Origin of the sequence: Undibacterium sp. TJN19, from assembly GCF_049339485.1 — a bacterium.
Classification (GTDB): Bacteria; Pseudomonadota; Gammaproteobacteria; order Burkholderiales; family Burkholderiaceae_D; genus Undibacterium.
Genome location: NZ_JBMPPL010000001.1, coordinates 944,762 through 963,329, shown reverse-complemented (window position 1 = coordinate 963,329; position 18,568 = coordinate 944,762). Strand labels below are relative to the sequence as shown.

16 protein-coding genes are annotated in these 18,568 nt (G+C 49.9%); 9 read left to right on the top strand and 7 right to left on the bottom strand.

Features of this window, described 5'->3' with window-relative positions; genetic code table 11:
* The first annotated feature begins 21 nt into the window (after positions 1–21).
* The 5 genes from ACO0LH_RS04515 (at position 22) to ACO0LH_RS04495 (ending at position 5,612) form a co-directional block, all read left to right on the top strand.
* A complete protein-coding gene (locus tag ACO0LH_RS04515) occupies positions 22–951 on the top strand; it encodes a family 2A encapsulin nanocompartment shell protein (RefSeq protein WP_422939837.1) in 930 nt (309 codons plus the stop codon).
* Entirely contained in the window at positions 926–2,800 is a 1,875-nt protein-coding gene (locus ACO0LH_RS04510; protein ID WP_422939836.1) for a family 2A encapsulin nanocompartment cargo protein cysteine desulfurase, read from the top strand. The genes ACO0LH_RS04515 and ACO0LH_RS04510 overlap by 26 nt, the downstream gene beginning before the upstream one ends.
* A gap of 587 nt (positions 2,801–3,387) precedes the next feature.
* Positions 3,388–3,579 carry a hypothetical protein gene (locus ACO0LH_RS04505; RefSeq protein ID WP_422939835.1) on the top strand — a complete coding sequence of 64 codons (192 nt, stop codon included), beginning with the start codon at positions 3,388–3,390 and terminating at the stop codon, positions 3,577–3,579.
* A gap of 459 nt (positions 3,580–4,038) precedes the next feature.
* Entirely contained in the window at positions 4,039–4,671 is a 633-nt protein-coding gene (locus ACO0LH_RS04500; protein WP_422939834.1) for a response regulator, read from the top strand.
* A gap of 446 nt (positions 4,672–5,117) precedes the next feature.
* Positions 5,118–5,612, top strand: a complete 495-nt coding sequence (locus ACO0LH_RS04495; protein ID WP_422939833.1) for a hypothetical protein — start codon at positions 5,118–5,120, stop codon at positions 5,610–5,612.
* A gap of 286 nt (positions 5,613–5,898) precedes the next feature.
* Here the strand turns inward: ACO0LH_RS04495 and ACO0LH_RS04490 are convergent, their stop codons facing one another.
* Positions 5,899–6,279, bottom strand: a complete 381-nt coding sequence (locus ACO0LH_RS04490; RefSeq protein WP_422939832.1) for a response regulator — start codon at positions 6,277–6,279, stop codon at positions 5,899–5,901.
* Positions 6,280–6,651: 372 nt separating this feature from the next.
* Between ACO0LH_RS04490 and ACO0LH_RS04485 the strand changes: the two genes are divergently transcribed.
* The gene (locus ACO0LH_RS04485) at positions 6,652–8,013 is read left to right on the top strand and encodes a CHASE3 domain-containing protein (protein ID WP_422939831.1); all 1,362 of its coding nucleotides are present in this window, start codon (positions 6,652–6,654) and stop codon (positions 8,011–8,013) included.
* A 94-nt stretch (positions 8,014–8,107) separates the two neighbouring features.
* Here the strand turns inward: ACO0LH_RS04485 and ACO0LH_RS04480 are convergent, their stop codons facing one another.
* The 3 genes from ACO0LH_RS04480 to ACO0LH_RS04470 all read right to left on the bottom strand — a co-directional run bounded on the left by ACO0LH_RS04480 (position 8,108) and on the right by ACO0LH_RS04470 (position 12,446).
* Positions 8,108–8,815: a Crp/Fnr family transcriptional regulator gene (locus tag ACO0LH_RS04480; protein WP_422940564.1), complete on the bottom strand. Its 708-nt coding sequence runs from the start codon at positions 8,813–8,815 to the stop codon at positions 8,108–8,110.
* 379 nt (positions 8,816–9,194) lie between these two features.
* Positions 9,195–11,531, bottom strand: coding sequence for a sensor histidine kinase (locus ACO0LH_RS04475; protein ID WP_422939830.1), 2,337 nt, complete (start codon positions 11,529–11,531; stop codon positions 9,195–9,197).
* A 339-nt stretch (positions 11,532–11,870) separates the two neighbouring features.
* The gene (locus ACO0LH_RS04470; RefSeq protein WP_422939829.1) at positions 11,871–12,446 is read right to left on the bottom strand and encodes a TetR/AcrR family transcriptional regulator; all 576 of its coding nucleotides are present in this window, start codon (positions 12,444–12,446) and stop codon (positions 11,871–11,873) included.
* A 184-nt stretch (positions 12,447–12,630) separates the two neighbouring features.
* On the opposite strand from ACO0LH_RS04470, the gene ACO0LH_RS04465 reads away from it, so the two are divergent.
* The 3 genes from ACO0LH_RS04465 (at position 12,631) to ACO0LH_RS04455 (ending at position 15,920) form a co-directional block, all read left to right on the top strand.
* Positions 12,631–13,479, top strand: coding sequence for an alpha/beta hydrolase (locus ACO0LH_RS04465; protein WP_422939828.1), 849 nt, complete (start codon positions 12,631–12,633; stop codon positions 13,477–13,479).
* A complete protein-coding gene (locus ACO0LH_RS04460) occupies positions 13,479–14,894 on the top strand; it encodes a DHA2 family efflux MFS transporter permease subunit (RefSeq protein ID WP_422939827.1) in 1,416 nt (471 codons plus the stop codon). The genes ACO0LH_RS04465 and ACO0LH_RS04460 overlap by 1 nt, the downstream gene beginning before the upstream one ends.
* A 108-nt stretch (positions 14,895–15,002) precedes the next feature.
* Entirely contained in the window at positions 15,003–15,920 is a 918-nt protein-coding gene (locus ACO0LH_RS04455; protein WP_422940563.1) for a LysR substrate-binding domain-containing protein, read from the top strand.
* 29 nt (positions 15,921–15,949) lie between these two features.
* Here ACO0LH_RS04455 and ACO0LH_RS04450 read toward each other — a convergent pair whose 3' ends face one another.
* From ACO0LH_RS04450 to ACO0LH_RS04440, 3 genes are read right to left on the bottom strand one after another with little or no spacing between them, the layout of a single operon-like run.
* Positions 15,950–16,900, bottom strand: coding sequence for a DMT family transporter (locus ACO0LH_RS04450; protein ID WP_422939826.1), 951 nt, complete (start codon positions 16,898–16,900; stop codon positions 15,950–15,952).
* 33 nt (positions 16,901–16,933) lie between these two features.
* Positions 16,934–17,569 carry a 2-hydroxychromene-2-carboxylate isomerase gene (locus tag ACO0LH_RS04445; protein ID WP_422939825.1) on the bottom strand — a complete coding sequence of 212 codons (636 nt, stop codon included), beginning with the start codon at positions 17,567–17,569 and terminating at the stop codon, positions 16,934–16,936.
* A 17-nt stretch (positions 17,570–17,586) separates the two neighbouring features.
* Positions 17,587–18,474, bottom strand: a complete 888-nt coding sequence (locus tag ACO0LH_RS04440; protein ID WP_422939824.1) for a CmcJ/NvfI family oxidoreductase — start codon at positions 18,472–18,474, stop codon at positions 17,587–17,589.
* Positions 18,475–18,568: the final 94 nt, after the last annotated feature.

Sequence of the window (18,568 nt, the reverse complement as noted above, 5' to 3'; positions counted from 1 at the left end):
TGCACTTTTATGGAGTAAGTAATGACCGATGTGTCTTCCAGTAATTTCGCACTTAGCGACAATGCCGCACGGCAGTTAGCCAATGCGACCAAAACCGTTCCCCAGTTATCGACCATTTCACCACGCTGGCTTGTGCATCTGCTGCAATGGCTGCCGGTAGAGGCAGGTATTTATCGTCTCAACAAGGTAAAAAACCCCAAGGATGTACGCGTCGCCTGCTCGCAGCGTGATGAATCCGAATTGCCGCAAACCTTTGTCGATTATGACGAACAGCCACGTGAATATTTCCTCAATGCCGTAGCGACCGTGTTGGATGTCCATACGCGCATTTCAGACCTCTACAGCAGCCCGCATGACCAGATCAAGGAACAACTGCGCCTGACGGTAGAAACCATCAAGGAAAGACAGGAAAGCGAATTAATCAATAACCCGGATTATGGCCTGCTGGCAAACGTCCATGATGACCAGCGCATTTCTACCCTGACCGGCGCGCCGACACCCGATGACCTTGATGATCTGCTGACCAAGGTCTGGAAAGAACCAGGCTTCTTCCTTGCTCACCCTCTGGCCATTGCTGCCTTTGGCCGCGAATGTACACGTCGTGGTGTGCCACCACCAACAGTCAGCCTGTTTGGCTCGCAATTTTTGACATGGCGCGGTGTGCCGCTGGTACCTTCGGATAAATTGCCTATCGAAGACGGCAAGACAAAAATCATTTTGCTGCGCGTTGGTGAAAAACGCCAGGGCGTGGTCGGCTTGTTCCAGCCTGGTCTGGCGGGCGAGCAAAGCCCGGGTCTGTCCGTACGTTTCATGGGCATTAACCGCAACGCAATTGCTTCTTACCTGATTTCTCTGTATTGCTCTCTGGCAGTATTGACAGAAGATGCCCTGGCTGTGTTGGATGACGTGGAGATCGGTAAGTATCATGACTATCCTGACACCTACAAATAATGCGGGAGGCGCTGGCTTGCCGGACGAAGACTTGCTGAACCGCATGGCATCAGAGTTTTTTGCACTGGTGCCAGGCGCGGCGCAAGCGGCGGCGCAGTTTTTGCCTGGCCTGTCCCATTTGAACGAAAGTCATCATGGTGCAGCTTCCAGCAATCCGGTGTCAGCGTCGCCTGTCATAGAACCTCAAACCAGCGGCACTGCGCACGTACCACCAGCAGCCGATGCCGGCATTGCCCAGGGTGTACCGGCCATCTATGCAGCCGCTTTGCCGCAGGGGGCAGGTAACACTGCACCTACTCGGCCACAAGCTGGTGGTGCCCCGGCATCTTCACCTTATTATTTTTTGGGTGAAGACCAGGGTTACAAGACTGGCGGTCATGGTCAGGATGGCCTGGACAGGCTGGCAGCCCAAGCGACAGGAAAAAATCAGGATCAGCTTGCTGCCCGCTCATTCGGCTTGCCCGGGCAAGACCAGTTGCAAAGCCTGCTGGGGGAGTTGTACCCTGCACAGCATTTTGCATCTGCGTCAGGGACGAATTCAGCAACGCATCCGGCATATTATTTCCAGCAGGGCGAGCAGGATTACTGGGATAATGCACCGCGTGCTGCCAATCCATCGCTGGCCGCACCGTTTGACATCAACGCGGTACGCAAGGATTTTCCCATCCTGGCAGAGCGCGTGAATGGCAGGCAACTGGTGTGGTTTGATAATGCCGCCACCACGCAAAAGCCGCAGTCAGTGATTGACCGCATCAGTTATTTTTACGCGCATGAGAATTCCAATATTCATCGTGCTGCGCATGAACTGGCGGCCAGGGCGACCGATGCCTATGAGGCTGCGCGCAATAAAGTTGCCAGGTTTCTGGGCGCATCCAGCCCTGATGAAATCATTTTTGTGCGTGGTGCGACCGAAGCGATCAATCTGGTAGCGAATACTTTTGGTAAAAAGTTTATCGGTGCCGGGGATGAAATCATCGTTTCGCAACTCGAACATCATGCCAATATCGTGCCCTGGCAACAACTGGCGGCAGAAAAAGGTGCCATCCTGCGTGTCATACCCGTGGACGACAGCGGTCAGGTCCTGCTCGATGAATACCGCAAGCTCTTGAATGGCAAGACAAGGCTGGTGGCAGTCACCCAGGTATCGAATGCCCTGGGCACGATCACACCCGTGCAGGAAATTACCGCACTGGCCCATGCTGCCGGTGCCCGCGTGTTGATTGATGGTGCGCAGGCAGTATCACATCTGCGTGTCAACGTGCAGGCGCTGGATGCAGACTTCTATGTGTTTTCAGGCCACAAGGTTTTCGGCCCTACCGGTATCGGCGTCGTGTATGGCAAAAAAGCCCTGTTGGACCAGTTACCTCCCTGGCAGGGTGGCGGCAACATGATTGCTGATGTGACCTTTGAGCGTACCCAGTACCAGCCTGCACCAGCGCGTTTCGAAGCTGGTACTGGCAATATTGCCGATGCTGTCGGTCTGGGCGCGGCTATTGATTATGTCGAGCGTCTGGGTTTGGAGAAAATTGCCTTGTATGAACATGCGTTGCTTGAATATGCAACCCAGGGTTTAAAGCGTATCCCGGGTGTGCGCCTGATTGGCACTGCGCATGAAAAAGCCAGCGTGGCTTCTTTCGTACTGGCTGGCTACAAGACAGAAGAAGTGGGCAAGGCCCTGAATGAAGAAGGCATCGCCGTACGTTCCGGACACCATTGCGCCCAGCCTATACTGCGTCGTTTTGGTGTCGAAGCTACGGTACGTCCTTCTTTTGCGTTTTATAACACTTGCGAAGAAATTGATCGCCTGCTGGCTGTAGTACGCAAACTGGCATTTGCCAGGAAATCCTGATACCAGCCTTAATGGTTCTCAGCAGTAATTCAAGGTGGTAAAGCAAAGGCGGCAATTATTTGCCGCCTTTGTCCTTGATGCAGCCTATTCACTGCAAATATTCAACGCCGTTATTCACAGCAGCTCTCCATATGCCGAACTTGTGAATCAGTACTTCCTCTATTCCTACAAAACCAGATGCCTGTGTCCTATATGGGGTCATAAAGGCTGGTGTTAACATGAAATCAGTTCAATACGAGGCTTCATGCCAATTATTGGAACCCTGATACCTGTTTTGAGGAGAAACCGCAATGAATATGTGTTTGCTAAAAGGTGGAATCACTTATTTCCGTGGCACCGTGCGCATGGGTCTCGGACAGGTATTGGGTAACCCACGCTTGTTGGCGACTGGGCATCAGATGATCACTAATGCTAAATGCCAGATAGCTGTCGGTGATGCGCAAAGAATCATAGCGCAGTGCATTAAGCATAGGCAGGCCCAGCGTACTTCGATATCGCCGTCTTGAAGCAGAGCAAGGGCAAAATACTTTTCTTAGAGCACATTCCAGTTGATGGATTGGTTTTTAAATTATCAGAGGGAGAAATATATGTTGATTAGCAAACAGTTTGTTGTATTGGCTGGTGTAGCCAGCTTGCTTTTGACCAGTTTTTTGGGAAAAAAGAAACAGCAGGAAAAACACTTGGAGAAAAAGCTCCATAAGATTGAGTTGACCACATGGGAAGGTGAGGGCGGTAACCTGCCAGTGAGCGCTGGTAAAAGTGCTGCGACTGAACACTAGAAAAACAGAATCCGCGGTTACCAGGCCCTGACATGCGAATGAGATCGCACAGCACGGGGATCTGGCATGAATGCAAACAGCAGCAATTATCCATTGCTGCTGTTTGCATTCAAGTAAGTCAATCACAGGATGATATCGTAAGGATTTGCCAATCTAGCCGGTTACCTTTTAAGTTAAGTGATAAGGCAATATCTGAAGCATTTTTGCTATCTTATCGAAAACAATGTCACTATAGTAATAAATCGATAAACATCAATCGAAAAGGCGATTTTTGCCCTTGATAACCTGACGATACGAACAAATATATTGATAAGTTAATAAATAAACGCAAAAAGCGGGTGTCTTCAGGTTCTGTATTTTTAATTATTGATTTTCAAATGCTATTATCTTGCCACACTGATTGCTTGCACAATTTTGTGATTACAATTTCCATGAGTCTGATTATGCCTGAGGATCAAAATGATACGTGTAGCAGTTTGTGATGACCATCAAATTATCCGGGCTGGCTTCAAACAAATTTTTGCTGGAGTCAGTGATATTGAGGTTGTTGCCGAGGCCGGTACCGGTCGTGAAGCGCTGGACATAGCCAGAAAAAAAGCCTGTGACGTCATGTTGCTCGACATTAGCATGCCAGATCAAAGCGGCATTGATACCTTGCGCACGATAAAACAAGGGCAGCCAGAGTTACCCATATTGATACTGAGCAGCTATCCGGCACAACAGTATGCGTTTAATTTGTTGAAGATGGGTGCCAATGGGTATCTCAATAAGGATTGTGACCCGGAGGAATTGATTAAAGCTGTCCGCACGGTATCGACAGGCCGGCGTTATGTCAGTGCTGATGTTGGCGAGATTCTTGCGCAGGGTTTTGATCACAACGCAGAAGCTGCCTTGCACACCGAATTATCAGACCGTGAGTTTCAAGTTTTTCTCAGGTTGGCCAAAGGTGAATCGGTCTCTGATATTGGCGTGACATTATCGCTGAGTGTAAAAACCATCAGTACTTATCGTACACGCGTCATGGAAAAAATGAAATTGCAGTCAAATTCGGATCTGACTTATTACGCGATGAAAAATAACTTGTTGGACTGATGCTGCGATGGATGTTACTGGCTTCGTAAAAACGCTTAAATTTGGTGCACGTGTAAGCTCAAAATTTTTCATGTTGCTGCAAAGGCTTTGAACTCGGTCTCGCGCATCCCTAAGGGATGGCACAGGCCATGAAAGTGCATCTACCATCCAATCCAGTAAACATAGGCTTCTTCAGTGCGTAAGCTTTAGTGCTTATCACGAATGCAATTTTTAACAGGGATAAGCAAATTGGTTGTTTGGAGCTGGATTTCGCTAATTTGCTCTGCGCTCGCTTTTATGATGCTGAATCTGGAGATTTTGTCGATCTATGACTTTTAACACGACGCTCAATACGGAAACTGCGCCTATTAGCAATTTTTCCGCTCATCATTTTTTCAATCATCTGCGCTTCGGTCATATTGCCTAGCGCGCAGTTCCGATCAGCTCAGCATTAAATGTCTCATGCTATGACCTTACCCAATGTCGACGAAGAACACATCGCAACACTTGTATATCCCGATGAATACGCTAAGAACATAAATCAAATAGCCAGTGTATCCACACAGAAACTTGTTTTCGTGAAGAGAAAGGTAGCGTCATTGACGCCATTTGAACTTCTTCAATTTTCGCTAAGCGAATGTTCGGCGATTTTTTACGAAATAAAATGGGCAGTAGTTTCAATGATTTTTGGCGGACTCCTAGCTTTATCGATCCTGTTGGTATTGGCATTCGGTTCTTTTCCCGCTGGAATGAGTGTGCCGATTGGTGCCATGGGTTTTTGCTTCGTGCTTGGCGTAGTTCTGTTGCGCGGTCCAAAACGTCATCGTTTGACGTTCGTCGTCAACGGGAAGAAATTTAGATGGCAGTCTAAGGCAGGCGATTTCAAGTACAAGCTAGTCAGCACACAAAAGATCGTCGCATTCGCAAAAGAAAAAGGGATTTTCAGTAATTTTGACACTTAAGAAAATCGCGTATTCAAATACTAAATTTAACAGATCAATCGACGGGAAATCGCCAATGAATATTGCACTTAAATTTATGAGCGTCGCGGTGATCTCGTCATTTCCGTGTTAAGGCTCGAGATATTAGGTACCTATTCACAGTATTGATCTAAGTTTGCGCGCTTCTTGGAAATTTCGTTATAGCAGCCGATCCGCTTTGGCACTAGCTTTACGCGGATTTGCAACGCCGTTCAAAGCAGACACTGCAAGCGTGTCTTTGTGCCTGGTTTGAATGTGCCGCGGGTGATTAATGCGTCATTGCCTTGATATGGTCTACCAGCATGTCGAGTTCGAATGATTTGTCGAAGAAACCCTCCGCGCCAAGCGACATGGTGCGGGTTTTTAAAGCGCGGCTGGGGCTGCTGGTAAACACCAGGCGTGTTCCGTATTCACGTTCATCGCTTTTTAAAGCTGACAGTACAGCCAGGCCGCTTCCTTCACGCAGGCCAATATCGACGATAGCGATATCCCATTCAATTGAGCGCAACTGTTTCAAAGCCTCTTTTTCGCTTTCTGCGAAACCGACAACTTCAATATTTTCGATTTGCTCCAATACTTCAATCAGAACAGAGCGGATTTTCTGCGCATCTTCGATTAAAAATACTTTCAACTTTTTTTTGGAATTCATTTTGTTCAAACTCAGATGAGTTGACTCTTGATTGTATGAAAGACGAAAAATAACCGCTAGGTAAATGATTGTACTGTTTCTGGTTAAGGTATCTCATTTTATGGAGACTTGCCTGAAGTGGCAATAAGCTTTAACGGAATCGCTTGTAGGAAAAGACCTACGTCAAGCGCCTGCTCAGGCTTAAAGAAGTTCTTCTTGTACCGTGTTACATTATTTTATTTTGACCTGAGGCTGAGATGCGGCGCAATTCATGGAAAGTGCAGGTTTACAAATGTATCCATTTTGTATAATTACAATGCTCAATGGACTGACTACCATTGTTGAAATGAATGCCAGTCTCATCGCAAACATCTACAAGCCGGAGGATTATTCATGAAACGCCTGGGAACTTCTTCTCTGCCTTTTTACATTACATTTTTGTTTGTCGCTTGCCTGATCGTGCTGGTCGGAAACGCATTTTCGTCATACCAGAATCTGGAAAGACTTAAAACCAATAATGAGGCAGCCGAGCATAACTGGAGCGTAAAAGATAAATTAAAGAATATCAATGTCCTCATCATGGATGCCGAAAGCAGTATCCGTGGTTACTTCATATCCGGCAATCCGATTTATCTGCGTCCATGGGAAGCGGCAAAGCAACAACTTCAGGGTGATTTCAAGGAGCTGGAACGCTTGTTGGGTGATAATCCTGCGCAGGTAAAAAACCTGCGGGAGCTTCGTGCTCTTTACGATAGTAAAGAGAGAGTTTTTGAAAACAGTATCGCCATTTACCAAAAGGTGGGACTGCCTGACATTGTCGCCCTGGCCAAGGCTGGCGAAGGCCGCGAGATCATGGATGAAATCCGTTTGCTCGATATCATCATGGAAAAAGAGGAAAACGAAACTTTGCAGACAAGACGCAAGCTTTTTTATACAGAATACAAGGAAGCCTTATTCATAGGCAATGCCATCAACGGCCTTGCCTTGCTTGTACTGATTTTGTTTTATCGTCTGATCTACCATAATTCCAATAAACAGCGTTGCACAGAAAATGCCTTGAAAATCGCTAACGATAATCTGGAGACAACGGTGCTGAAAAGAACCGAACAGTTGTCGGTATTGTCGCGGCATTTGCTGAAAGTGGCAGAGGAAGAAAAAGCCAAACTGGCGCGCGAATTGCATGATGAAATGGGTTCCAATCTGACCGCCATCAACATGGATATTTCCGTCGTCGCTGAGAAATTGAAAGAGAAGGAACCAGCGCTTGCCACGCAATTGCAAAGAACCAAGCGTGTGCTGCAAGATACGGTTAACCTGAAACGGCGGATTATTGAAGACTTGCGACCAAGCATGCTGGACAATCTTGGCCTGGCTGCGTCTATCCAGTATTACTGTGAAGAAGCAACCGCTATTGCCGGGCTCGATTACGCTACCGATATTGCAGAAGATTTTGATACCCTGGATCCAGCCAGATCGATAGCCCTGTTTCGTATCATGCAGGAATCGCTGAATAATGTGATCAAGTATGCCCAGGCCACCAAGGTAAAAATCAGCCTGAAACGGCAAGAATCTGGCCTTTGGTTGCAAATTCTTGATGATGGTATTGGAATACAAAAAGATGCGATTACCAAGCCGAAATCGCATGGCTTGCTTGGTATGCGTGAACGCGCTCTGTTATTAGGTGGGACTTTCAAGGTCAAGCCCGGTGAAGACAATCATGGTACCGCTATCGAAGCGTTTATCCCCTTCAATTAAAAAAACGCATTCCACGTTTTGTGCGTGGAATGCGTCGTGGAATGCGTTCAGGTAAAAGTCGCTGCAATGATGGCGTGCAGCGACGCTTGGTTTGTTACATATTGCTCGACAATATTCTGTCAAATTCCTGTTTGGCAACGCGATAACATTCACCTGCGTAAATTTCAAGACCTTCGCGATCAAGCACGGTGATGTTGCCGCGTTTGTAATGGATAAGGCCTTCGTTTTGTAATTTTCCAGCAGCTTCCGTAACGCTTTCACGGCGAACACCAAGCATATTCGCGATCATTTCCTGGGTTACTTTCAACTCGTTGCCTGGCAGGCGATCTATCCTGTCAAGTAACCAGCGCGATAATTGCTGATCGATAGAATAGTGTCTGCCACACACCGAGTTCTGCGCCATTTGAGAAAGCAGCGCCTGGGTGTAGCGCATGATCAACTGTTGCAATTTTCCACCATTGGCGCAGGCTTTCTGCAACACGGAAGCCGGCAGGCGGTACGCGCTACCTGCGCTTTGTACCATGGCCGTACCCATCGCGGTTTGCCCCATCAAGGAGGAGATACCGAGCATACCTTCATGGCCAGTAACACTGATTTCTGTGACGTCACCATCTGCCAATACATACAGCAAGGCTACGATGGCGGTGGTCGGGAAATAGACATGGCTAAGGTTGTCACCATACGCATACAGTTCTTTGTCAAACGGCAAATGCACGAATTCCAGGTGAGGCAACAATAAGTCAAGTTCGCTCTGTGGCAAGGCAGCGAGTATGTCGTTTTGCAAGGGGCCAACAGCTGCCACCTCGATATTTGCACGTATGCCAGAAAAATCCCGAGGCAAGAGTCCAGCCGATAATAATGGCTTACGTATAGTGCGTGAGGTTTGTGCATGCATGGCGCTAATCATAGTATTCCCCTTTTTGAAATTACATTCCTGCCTGTTGTTATCAAGACTTGTTGATATAGGAAGTGAAGGATTTTCAATAATTCTTCTCAAGATCAACCTGAGCTTCACTTTATATTTTTAATGTCAGTGTTGATATCGGAAAAGTCGGCAGCGCTTTGTACGCTCAGTGCGCTGCAGCATGTGAGCCTTGTCCTACAACAATGTACAGGAGGGGAAAATTCAGAAAAAATAAGTTTTATGAATGATTAAAAGATAAGCACCAGGATGTTGGTGTTTATTTTGCAGATTCACGTGTTACGGATGTTTCAGATTCTGCCACTTCTGCCACTTCCGCCACAATAGGCAACTCGAAGAAAAACTGGCTACCAGAGCCAACCGTTGAGGTAAAACCGATATTGCCGCCCATATGTTCTATGATGGTCTTGCAAATATTCAAGCCCAGGCCAGTACCGCCTTTTTTCCTGGTATTGGAGCCATCCACCTGACTGAACTTTTGGAAAATCTTGTCGTGGAAGTTTGCTGGAATCCCACATCCCTGGTCACTGACGATCACTTTAAGCAGTTTCTGGCTGGCTTCCACCGACACCTCTACCTCGCCACCTTCAGGCGAAAATTTAATCGCATTCGAGAGCAGATTGGTCATGACCTGTGAGAAGCGGTCACGGTCTACATTGACATGCAGGTCGTTATAGTCGCCCGCGACCAGCATGCGCACGCCATACTGGTCAGCGTAAGAAATATTGGCAGTAACTGCATCCTGTATCATCGGCCCCAGCTTGCTCAATTTAAAATTGAATTCCATATTGCCAGAAGCGATTTTTTCCAGATCCAGAATGTCGTTAATCAGGCGCAGAAGACGGTCTGCATTGCGCATGGCGACAGTGGTCAGTTCTTTTGCCTTGGGAGGAATCTCACCGGCGACCCCGGCAGCAACCAGGCGCAAAGCCCCATTGATGGAAGTAAGCGGCGTACGCAATTCATGGCTGACGGTGGACACGAATTCAGTCATCATTGCTTCTACCCGTTTGCGGTCAGCGATGTCGGAACTCATGGCATAAAAGCCGACCACCTGACCCGCTTCATCCAACGCTGGTACATACACTGATTGATAGTAATAAATGCGGCCATTGAGCTCACCTTCGCCTTCGAAACTGACGCGTTGGCCACCAAGTACAGTGCGTACGTGCTGTTCCATCGGTTTATAAAATTTTTCACCCACCACTTCACGCAAGGTTTTACCCATCAGGTATTCAGGCTTAACGCCAAATTCGGTGGTGACAAAGGCATTCACGAACAGGTAGCGTTCGTCTCTGTCCATGAAAGTAATGATGCTGGGCAGGTTGTCTGTCACGGCCTGTAATCTGCTTTGTACGCTGCGTTGCTGTTGCAAGGATGCTTCCAGTTCACTTGCCTTGTCGGCGATTTCGCGAGTGCGCTCTGCAACGGTGGATTCCAGGCTTTCATTTGCCCGTTGTATGCGGCCCAGATACTGTTCTTCCTTGTCAATCATATCGGCCAGTGTCACCGATAACAGATGCGCCTCGTGAAACCCCTGGACGATCGCTATAGGTTGTGGATTTTCTGGTCCGCTACGCAATTGCGCGCGCTGTTCTATCGAAGCACTCAACTTTGTCAATGATGAAGAAAGACGGCGCGTCAACAGTGCCGCGATCAGTGCCAATATCAGCGCCAGTACGGCGCCCAGTATCAGAATCTCATGTTCGAGCTTGCCTAGTGCCGCCATGGCGATATCCTTGCGCTGGCGTACCAATACGCTCCATTGCAAAGCGGGGTAATTACGCGCTTGCCCGGCCATCGCATAGCCGGTCAGGTATTTTTGCCCGTCGGCCCAGGTTTCTTCCGTGGCACCGCTTTTACCTGAACGCGATTGCGTCAGGCTGGCGGTTTTAATCTTGCTTTCTTCCATGCCCTTGGGGCCTAGTATCACCGTGCCGTCTTCACGTGCGACGATGATTTCTACCGAGTATTGCTGGTCTGCAGGTGCCAGCAGGGTTTGGGCGATGGATCGTGCCCAGCCCCAGCTCAAATGAAAACCAATAACGCCGCGTGGCGTGCCGTCGCTGTGTTGTATGGGAATGGCAACATCAACAAAGCGCCAGGGGTCGGCGCTATAGGGCATCAGTTTTTGCAGCAACAAGGCAGGGTGATAATCGCCTGCATACAATTCTTTTTTCCCGTTTTGAAACCAGGGACGCTGACTGACATCCTGTCCTTCAAGTAAGCCTTTGGTGGATGCCACTACCTTGCCATCCAGCTCTGCCAGACCTATCCAGGCATAGGCAGGAAAAGTCTTTTGCAAACTGTCGAGAATGCGGCGTATATCTGCCGGGTCTTTGGTATTCTTTACCTGATCCAGCTGCGACAACAATTGCGCATCGCCCACCGCCTTTTGCATGGTCTGATCCAGCGAGTCGCGCATTTGCCATGACAATTGCTGCAATCTCTTTTCAGCTTCCTTTTGCGCATAATTGTCAGCGAAATGGTCAACCAGTAAAAATGCTGACCAGATGGTGCACAAGACTACAGCGCTTACACCAGCAGTCAATAAAGTTGCCAGCTTTGGTAAAGATGTCTGTTTTGATGATGGCATATATTAGCGATCAGCTTGGATGAATATGATGGCGAGATTAAGTTTAAACTATGAAAACCTTGATTCACGCGTCCCGGATTGTCCAGCAGCTGAAACAATGCAGAATGAAGCTGATCCCTATGCCTGAGGCTGGATATTAATTTTGATATTACTGGATTCAGTAAAAAAAGGAAGTATTTAGACGAAGGAACAGGGATTTTTGTTATTAATTCTGTTATTTTTGTTGGAAAAGTTATCGTTTATCGCGTCGAAGTCTTCTGCTTTTTCCTGGCGACAGCGAAGCAGATCGAATATTTCATTCAGTCTGCATGTTCGTCAGGCAAATGGGAATTGTATTTTTCATATTGCTTTCAATATAAAGGCGCTGGTGTCCCGCAATACCGCTTTGGCTTTATTTCCACTGCTCATTGTGCGTGACAGTAATAAGCCACCGATGAGCGCCGCCAAGATGCCGTGGGCTTTGGCATCGACGTCATCAGATCCTTTTCGTGTCAGTTGTTGACGGATTAATGCCAGTAATTCGTCTACCCCCTCAGCCATGGCGACTTTGCCCAGACCGTCATCGCGGATAGCTTCTGCGCCCATTGCCGCGATGGCGCAGCCGTGGCCCGGGTGGTCGCTATGCACTTTGCTCAGATAAGAATGGACCAGTGCTGCCAGTGCATCGGCATCGTTTGCCTGATCCACTTTACGGCGCAGTTCTGCCCGGGTGGCCTGCAGGGCTTCTGTACAGGCTTCGGCAATCAATGCCTCTTTCGATTCAAAATGTTTGTAAAAACCACCATGCGTCAGTCCGGCCTCGCTCATCAGATCGGCCACACCGATGCCATTGATCCCGCGTTCGCGGTAGAGCCGTGCGGCAGTTTCGACGATGCGCTCTCTGGTCTGCGCAGTTTGTTCACGTGAATTTCTCATTTTTATGCTCTTTCAGACAGGGCGGTAGTTCGTGTTAACACAGCATAGACGTATTATCTATGCATTTTCAATCCAGTTCGGCGATGTTGCAAATTATTCAAAGCAGTATTTGACGCCAACCTTTATTTTAGATGATAATCAACATCTATTTGATTATGTTTGTCATCTAAATGAAAGTGCAGTCATGACTGAGATACTAATTGACCCGGTGGAGCAGGCTTTGCGAGCATTCACGACGCCGCGCAGGTTGGGCGCTTCCGGTGAAGATGAGCTGGCGCTGGCTGATGCCAGTCGTCACATTATCCATTTTCAGGGGCAGCAACTGGTTTTATGGAGTTGGGGTAAGCGTGAAGCGGTAACCATTTTGCTATTGCATGGCTGGGAAAGCCGCGCCAGTCACATGACCGCTTTCGTACCTGCCTTGCTGCAAGCCGGTTTTCGCGTGCTGGCACTGGATGCGCCTGCACACGGTGATTCAGACGGACAAAATACGAATGTAGTTGATTACGGCAAGGCGGTGGTCGCCGTTGCCAATGCCGGTGCACGGCATGATATTGGCCAGTTCAGTGCCGTGATTGCCCATTCACTGGGCTCAGCCGCCGCTTTGTACGCATTTGCGCATGGTGTGCAGGTCACAGCCAGTGTACATCTGTGCGGCCCTTCTTCCCTGAGCCGGGTACTCAGGCGGGGAGCCAAACTGGCCGGGATGGACGCGGCGCATATTTCGGCCCTGGAAACACAAATGGCAGAAGAAATACAGGCACCATTGCAAATCATGGATCTGGAACAATTGCAGCCTGGCATGCAGCATCGCTCCCTGATCATGCATGATCCGCTGGACAGGGAAATGCCAGTCGAAGAAAGCCTGGCGCTGGCCGCAGCCTGGCCTGGCAGCCATATCACCTTGCTTGCCGATGTCGGGCACAGGCGAATTTTGCGCGCACCCGCTGTCATCCAGTCCGTCGCTGACTTTGTCGGCCATGCTCTCCCTCATAACCTCACCTCTATTCACCCTTTTGCCGGAGCTGCATGATGAATATGATCAAGCCAATTAATCCCTGGCGCATCTTCGCGCTGGTCAGTATTGCGGTATTTCTGGTATCACTGGATGCGACCATCGGTTTTGCTGTTTTCCCGGCATTGCGCATGGCATTTCCCCTGGATACAGCCAGCGGCTTGTCCTGGGTATTGACGGCCTACACCATCGTCTACGCCGCATTGCTGGTGCCGGCAGGCCGCCTGGCAGATCTTTTGGGGCGCAAGCGCCTGTTCATGGTGGGCGTTGGTGTTTTTACGCTGGCCTCCGGTTTGTGTGGTGTGGCCCCAAATCTGGAAACCTTGATTGCTTTCCGGGTTTTGCAGGCGATAGGTGCTGCATTGCTGACGCCAACTTCCCTGGCATTGATATTGCAAGCTTTCCCCGAAGGCAAGCGGGCGGTTGCCGTCAGCCTGTGGGGAGCAGTGGGTGCGCTGGCCGCGGCGATTGGCCCCAGCGTCGGAGCGCTGATTATCGAGAATACCAGCTGGCATTGGGCTTTTCTGGTCAACGTGCCAGTCGGCATTGTCGCTCTCTTACGTGCCAGAGTCAGCTTGCAGGAATCCAGTAACCCGCATACCGGGCGAAGCTTTGACGCACCCGGCATTTTGCTGTTGATCGCTGGCAGTGCCTTGCTGACACTGGGCATCGTCCAGTCCGACGCATGGGGCTGGGCAGAACCAAAAACAGGCGCCAGTATCATTGCCGGTTTGCTGATTTTGCTGGCATTTATATTCTGGGCAAAAGACCGGCCGCATGCGGCGGTAGATTTAAGCCTGTTTCAAGACAGGAATTACAGCATAGTCAATGTAGCGACCTTGATCTTTGGTGCTGCATTTACCGCCATGTTTCTGTGTTTCTTCCTGTTCACTACGCTGATCTGGGGTTATGGGCTGGCAAAAGCTGGCCTGAGTATCACGCCAGGGCCTTTGCTGGTGATTCCCGTCGCTGTGATTTCAGGTCGTTATGCCGCGCGTCATGGGCACCGCAACTTGTTGATCGCAGGTGGGCTGGTGTATGCACTGAGCGGCTTGTGGTTTTATTTCGCTGCTGCCGCTACCGCAGATTATCTGTCTGCCTGGTTACCAGGCTTGCTGATCAGTGGCGTCGGAGTCGGCATGGTCCTGCCTTCGCTGTCAGGTGCTGCCGTTTCCAATCTGGCAGCCAGCCGTTTTGGCGTGGGCAGTGCCGTCAATGCGGCTGTACGACAGTTTGGTTCCGCCTTGGGTGTCGCCTTCACTGTTGCTATTGTCGGCGGCAATTTGCACGGGATCGCACAGTTCAAATATGTCTTTCTCTTCATTGCGGCGGGCGGTCTATTGACATCGTTACTGGCATTGCCTTTGTCACGCAGGTCAAAGAAAATCGTCCCGGCAGCGCCTGGCGAAGCTGTTGAAAGCACTGCGGTGTAATTGTCTGGTCAAGGTGCATGTTGATACCCGTTGGATGTATTGTAAGTTGGCCACGCTTATGTTCCAATCGGACATTAGGTTCAATGACAAATGGCATGCACCATGAGAATGTCGCTATCACTCGCACAACTGGCGTATCTTGATCAGTTAAAAGGCTTTGTCGCTGTGGGACGGCGCATGAGCATTACGCTGGCAGCCGATGATCTTTGCCTGACGCAGTCAGCGGTAAGCCGGCAGATACTCACGCTGGAAGAACTGCTGGGGGTGAAGTTGCTGGTTCGCGGCTATCGTTCGATTGCCTTTACTGCGGAAGGTGAGCGCCTGTTCCGCAGTGCTGATGGGGCCATCCAGCAGTTGCAGGACATCATGGGTGAAATACGCAACACCAGTGAGGTGAAGCCGGTGACAGTCAGTGCCACTATCGGCGTCACGGGTTTGTGGTTGTTGCCCAGATTGAATGCCTTTCAGAAACTCTACCCCGCTGTCGATGTGCGTCTTTCTGCCAATAACCGCGTGAGTGATTTACGCAATGATGGTATTGACCTGGCGATACGTTATTGCAACGCCAAAATGGCACCGGCTGGATCGATTCGTCTTTTTGACGAATCAGTGGCACCTGTTGCCCATCCTTCACTGGGCATCAAACTGCGGCCAGCTTCAAAACTGCCTGTGAAATGGCCCTTGCTGGAATTTGATGAGGCACAAAAATCCTGGCTGATGTGGTCTGACTGGCTGGGCGCTGAAGAAAGGGCGAAGGCGCACGGCATTCTGCGCTTCAATCAATATGACCAGGTCATACAGGCAGCAGTGGCTGGCCAGGGCATTGCACTGGGACGGCTGGAGCTGATCCAGACGTTAATCGATGAGGGCCGTCTGATGATCGTTGCCCCTGCCAGGAAGCAGGGTGAAGACGGTTATGCGAACTGGCTGGTTCAGGCAGAAGATCAGCCGCGTGCAGAGGTCAGCCATGTCGCCAACTGGATACAGGAGCAGGCACGTCAAACCCAGGAATGGCAACCGGCCTGAGCGATGATGAGAACGCTCAGGCACCCGTCTCAGTTTTTCATGGCAAGCAGCATACCAGCCGTTACGATGAGTACCCCGCCCTGTACAAGCAAGCCAGGTATCTCGGCAAGAAAAAACACCGCAGCCAGCGTCGTAACGCAGGGAACCGCTGCGGTGTACAAAGCAGTCTCAAGTGCACCCAATCTGGCCACGGCTTGAGAATATATATAGATAGACAGCACACCAATCATCACACCCTGAAACAGGGCCTGTACAAGTATCTCCCGCCAGTTGGCCAATAAGAGCGCCTTGCCAGGCAACATCAGATATAACGGCAGGTAGCAAAACATCGAGCATACCGCCACGATGGCCGCGGTATGTGCAGGCCGCAATTCCAGTTTTTGTGCCAGCAAGCCATATGCTGACCAACAGATCGAAGCCGATAACAAGGCTGCGTCTCCCAGCAATTGCCGCATACTTGCATTGATCAGGCTGTCATAAGCCATCGCGGCTATGCCTAGCGCGATAATCAACAAACCCAGCTTGCGCCTCATGCTCAGACTTGCCGGTAACAGGGTATAAGCCAGTAGAGAGCTGAACAGCGGCAAACTGCCATGCAGTAATACTGCAGCATGTGAGGCGGGTGCCAGAGAGAACCCGGTATAAGCCAGCATGGCAAATCCCAGACCACCTGACAGGGCGAGTGCGGCTGCCTCATGCAAGCGTATCCGTCCTCTTGCTTTCCTGACTTTTTCTTGCCCCTCTTGCACAGTCAGACCGTACTTGAGCAATAGCGGCAGCATCACGATACCGGCAGTAACAAAGCGCAGCGCAGCAATATCCATAACCTTCAGTGAAGATGCAAAACCCATTCTGGAAACCAGGGTGAAGCCAGAGAACAGACAAACAATGGCGAAACCGCACAAGATGCCAATACGACGACTGTTGACAAGGGCTTCAGCTGTTGCAATGCTGCTCAGTTTCGTCACATTCTTGCACATCGCTATTCCTGTCTCTGAGCCGGTTTTTAAAATTCAGCGAACTGATTGCTGGCAAAACAGCAGTGCATCATCGAGCCTGTCATTCCCCCAGAACATCTCGTCGCCCACAAAAAAAGTCGGCGCGCCGAAGATGCCTTTGGCAAATGCAGTTTCGGTCTGGGCACGCAATTTCTGTTTGTTATCGTCGGTAACAGCTTGATCCAGCAGGTCAGATGCAGGCAAGCCCAGGTCATCGAGTACCTTGAACAACACGTCCCTGCGGTCAAAATCACGGTCTTCGGCAAAGTTCAACTGCATGACCCGGCGACAATATGCCGCCATCCACGGTACATCGACGCCGAGCAGGGCGACACGCAGGGCGAGTATGCCTGAGCGCGGGAAATTGCTGGGTTTGCGCCATGGGATTTGATATTTCCTGCATTGGCGTTCCATATCTTTCCATGCATATTCGCCTTTTTCTTTTTGCAGGATGAAGGGCGAAGTCTTCCATCCAAAGGACTGGAAGAGCGGTCCCAGCAAAAAGGGTTGCCAGCGTATTCTGACACCAGCCCGTGCTGCATCCTGCTCGATACGCATGACGCTCAGGTAACTGTAATTGCTACCAAACTCAAACCAGAAATCAATCACTGGCAAATCACCGACAGGTTTTGGGGAAATGGATATGTCCATGTTTATTCCTGGTAAATTCAATACGTGACAAGGCAGCGCAGCTCTATACTTTCGCGTGGTGGCGTGCCTGCCGGGGTATCAGGGTGATCAAATGCGGCGTGAGGTGTAAAGCGCGAGACACCACTGATTTGTGTATCGTATTGCTTGAAGATCAGTGCTTCATGCCTGTCCATTCGAGAGAAATACGACCAGCGATGGGCCGCATCATGGCGGGCAAGATAAATTTCACCGGTCCGGTGTGGATATTTGACATCGCATACCACCATATCATCGACAGACAGGCTACGGGCGTCACAAACTGCCAGCGGTGTATCCAGTACCGGCCCGCGAATTGAACGCCAAATATTGATGATGCTATAGCGGCGGACTTCAGACAGTTCAGCCGGGTCGGTAATGACCAGTGACAGCCTTTTTTTGCCTGATTCTTCCGTGTAATCATTGTGTATGCGCCCATTGGCAGCCGCCAGTCCGTTGATGGAGCGCTTGCCGAAAGACAGGGCGATATGATCAGGCTCACGTCGACGCACCAGATGATCAAACACATAGGCCCGCCTGCCACCGGTAGCCGCCAGGGCTAGTTCCCGCGCTTCACGGTAATACGTCGATCGCACTTCATTCTGGTTCATAAAATTGACGACCGCTGTCGGCGCGTCCCACAATTCAAAGCCTTCACGCTCAAGGGCAGGGCGGCTAGCCGCGATGCGCGCATCATGAATCTGGACTTCTCTTAAATCGTATTCACTGTTTTCCCAGGGCTCGCCATTCGGCGGTTCAAAGGTATAACTGCAAGGGCGCTGGTTTGATGGCTTGATATAACTCATGCTGGCCAGCACAGGCCAGTTGCCATCGGGTGAACTATCATGCGTGGGACTGAGACGCAGGCGCTTGTCTAAAAGTGCATTCATAGAGACTCCAGTAGATTGGGCGATTTAAAAAATTCCTGCTGTCTTCAAAAATTTTCTGTGCCGCCTGATGCTATTGAATCCCAGTATGGCTACT

Excerpts from the sequence above, each read along its gene's own strand:
- ACO0LH_RS04515 (WP_422939837.1), top strand. The coding sequence starts at position 22 with ATGACCGATGTGTCTTCCAGTAATTTCGCACTTAGCGACAATGCCGCA.
- ACO0LH_RS04510 (WP_422939836.1), top strand. The coding sequence starts at position 926 with ATGACTATCCTGACACCTACAAATAATGCGGGAGGCGCTGGCTTGCCG.
- ACO0LH_RS04505 (WP_422939835.1), top strand. The coding sequence starts at position 3,388 with ATGTTGATTAGCAAACAGTTTGTTGTATTGGCTGGTGTAGCCAGCTTG.
- ACO0LH_RS04500 (WP_422939834.1), top strand. The coding sequence starts at position 4,039 with ATGATACGTGTAGCAGTTTGTGATGACCATCAAATTATCCGGGCTGGC.
- ACO0LH_RS04495 (WP_422939833.1), top strand. The coding sequence starts at position 5,118 with ATGACCTTACCCAATGTCGACGAAGAACACATCGCAACACTTGTATAT.
- ACO0LH_RS04490 (WP_422939832.1), bottom strand. The coding sequence starts at position 6,279 with ATGAATTCCAAAAAAAAGTTGAAAGTATTTTTAATCGAAGATGCGCAG.
- ACO0LH_RS04485 (WP_422939831.1), top strand. The coding sequence starts at position 6,652 with ATGAAACGCCTGGGAACTTCTTCTCTGCCTTTTTACATTACATTTTTG.
- ACO0LH_RS04475 (WP_422939830.1), bottom strand. The coding sequence starts at position 11,531 with ATGCCATCATCAAAACAGACATCTTTACCAAAGCTGGCAACTTTATTG.
- ACO0LH_RS04470 (WP_422939829.1), bottom strand. The coding sequence starts at position 12,446 with ATGAGAAATTCACGTGAACAAACTGCGCAGACCAGAGAGCGCATCGTC.
- ACO0LH_RS04465 (WP_422939828.1), top strand. The coding sequence starts at position 12,631 with ATGACTGAGATACTAATTGACCCGGTGGAGCAGGCTTTGCGAGCATTC.
- ACO0LH_RS04460 (WP_422939827.1), top strand. The coding sequence starts at position 13,479 with ATGAATATGATCAAGCCAATTAATCCCTGGCGCATCTTCGCGCTGGTC.
- ACO0LH_RS04455 (WP_422940563.1), top strand. The coding sequence starts at position 15,003 with ATGTCGCTATCACTCGCACAACTGGCGTATCTTGATCAGTTAAAAGGC.
- ACO0LH_RS04450 (WP_422939826.1), bottom strand. The coding sequence starts at position 16,900 with ATGTGCAAGAATGTGACGAAACTGAGCAGCATTGCAACAGCTGAAGCC.
- ACO0LH_RS04445 (WP_422939825.1), bottom strand. The coding sequence starts at position 17,569 with ATGGACATATCCATTTCCCCAAAACCTGTCGGTGATTTGCCAGTGATT.
- ACO0LH_RS04440 (WP_422939824.1), bottom strand. The coding sequence starts at position 18,474 with ATGAATGCACTTTTAGACAAGCGCCTGCGTCTCAGTCCCACGCATGAT.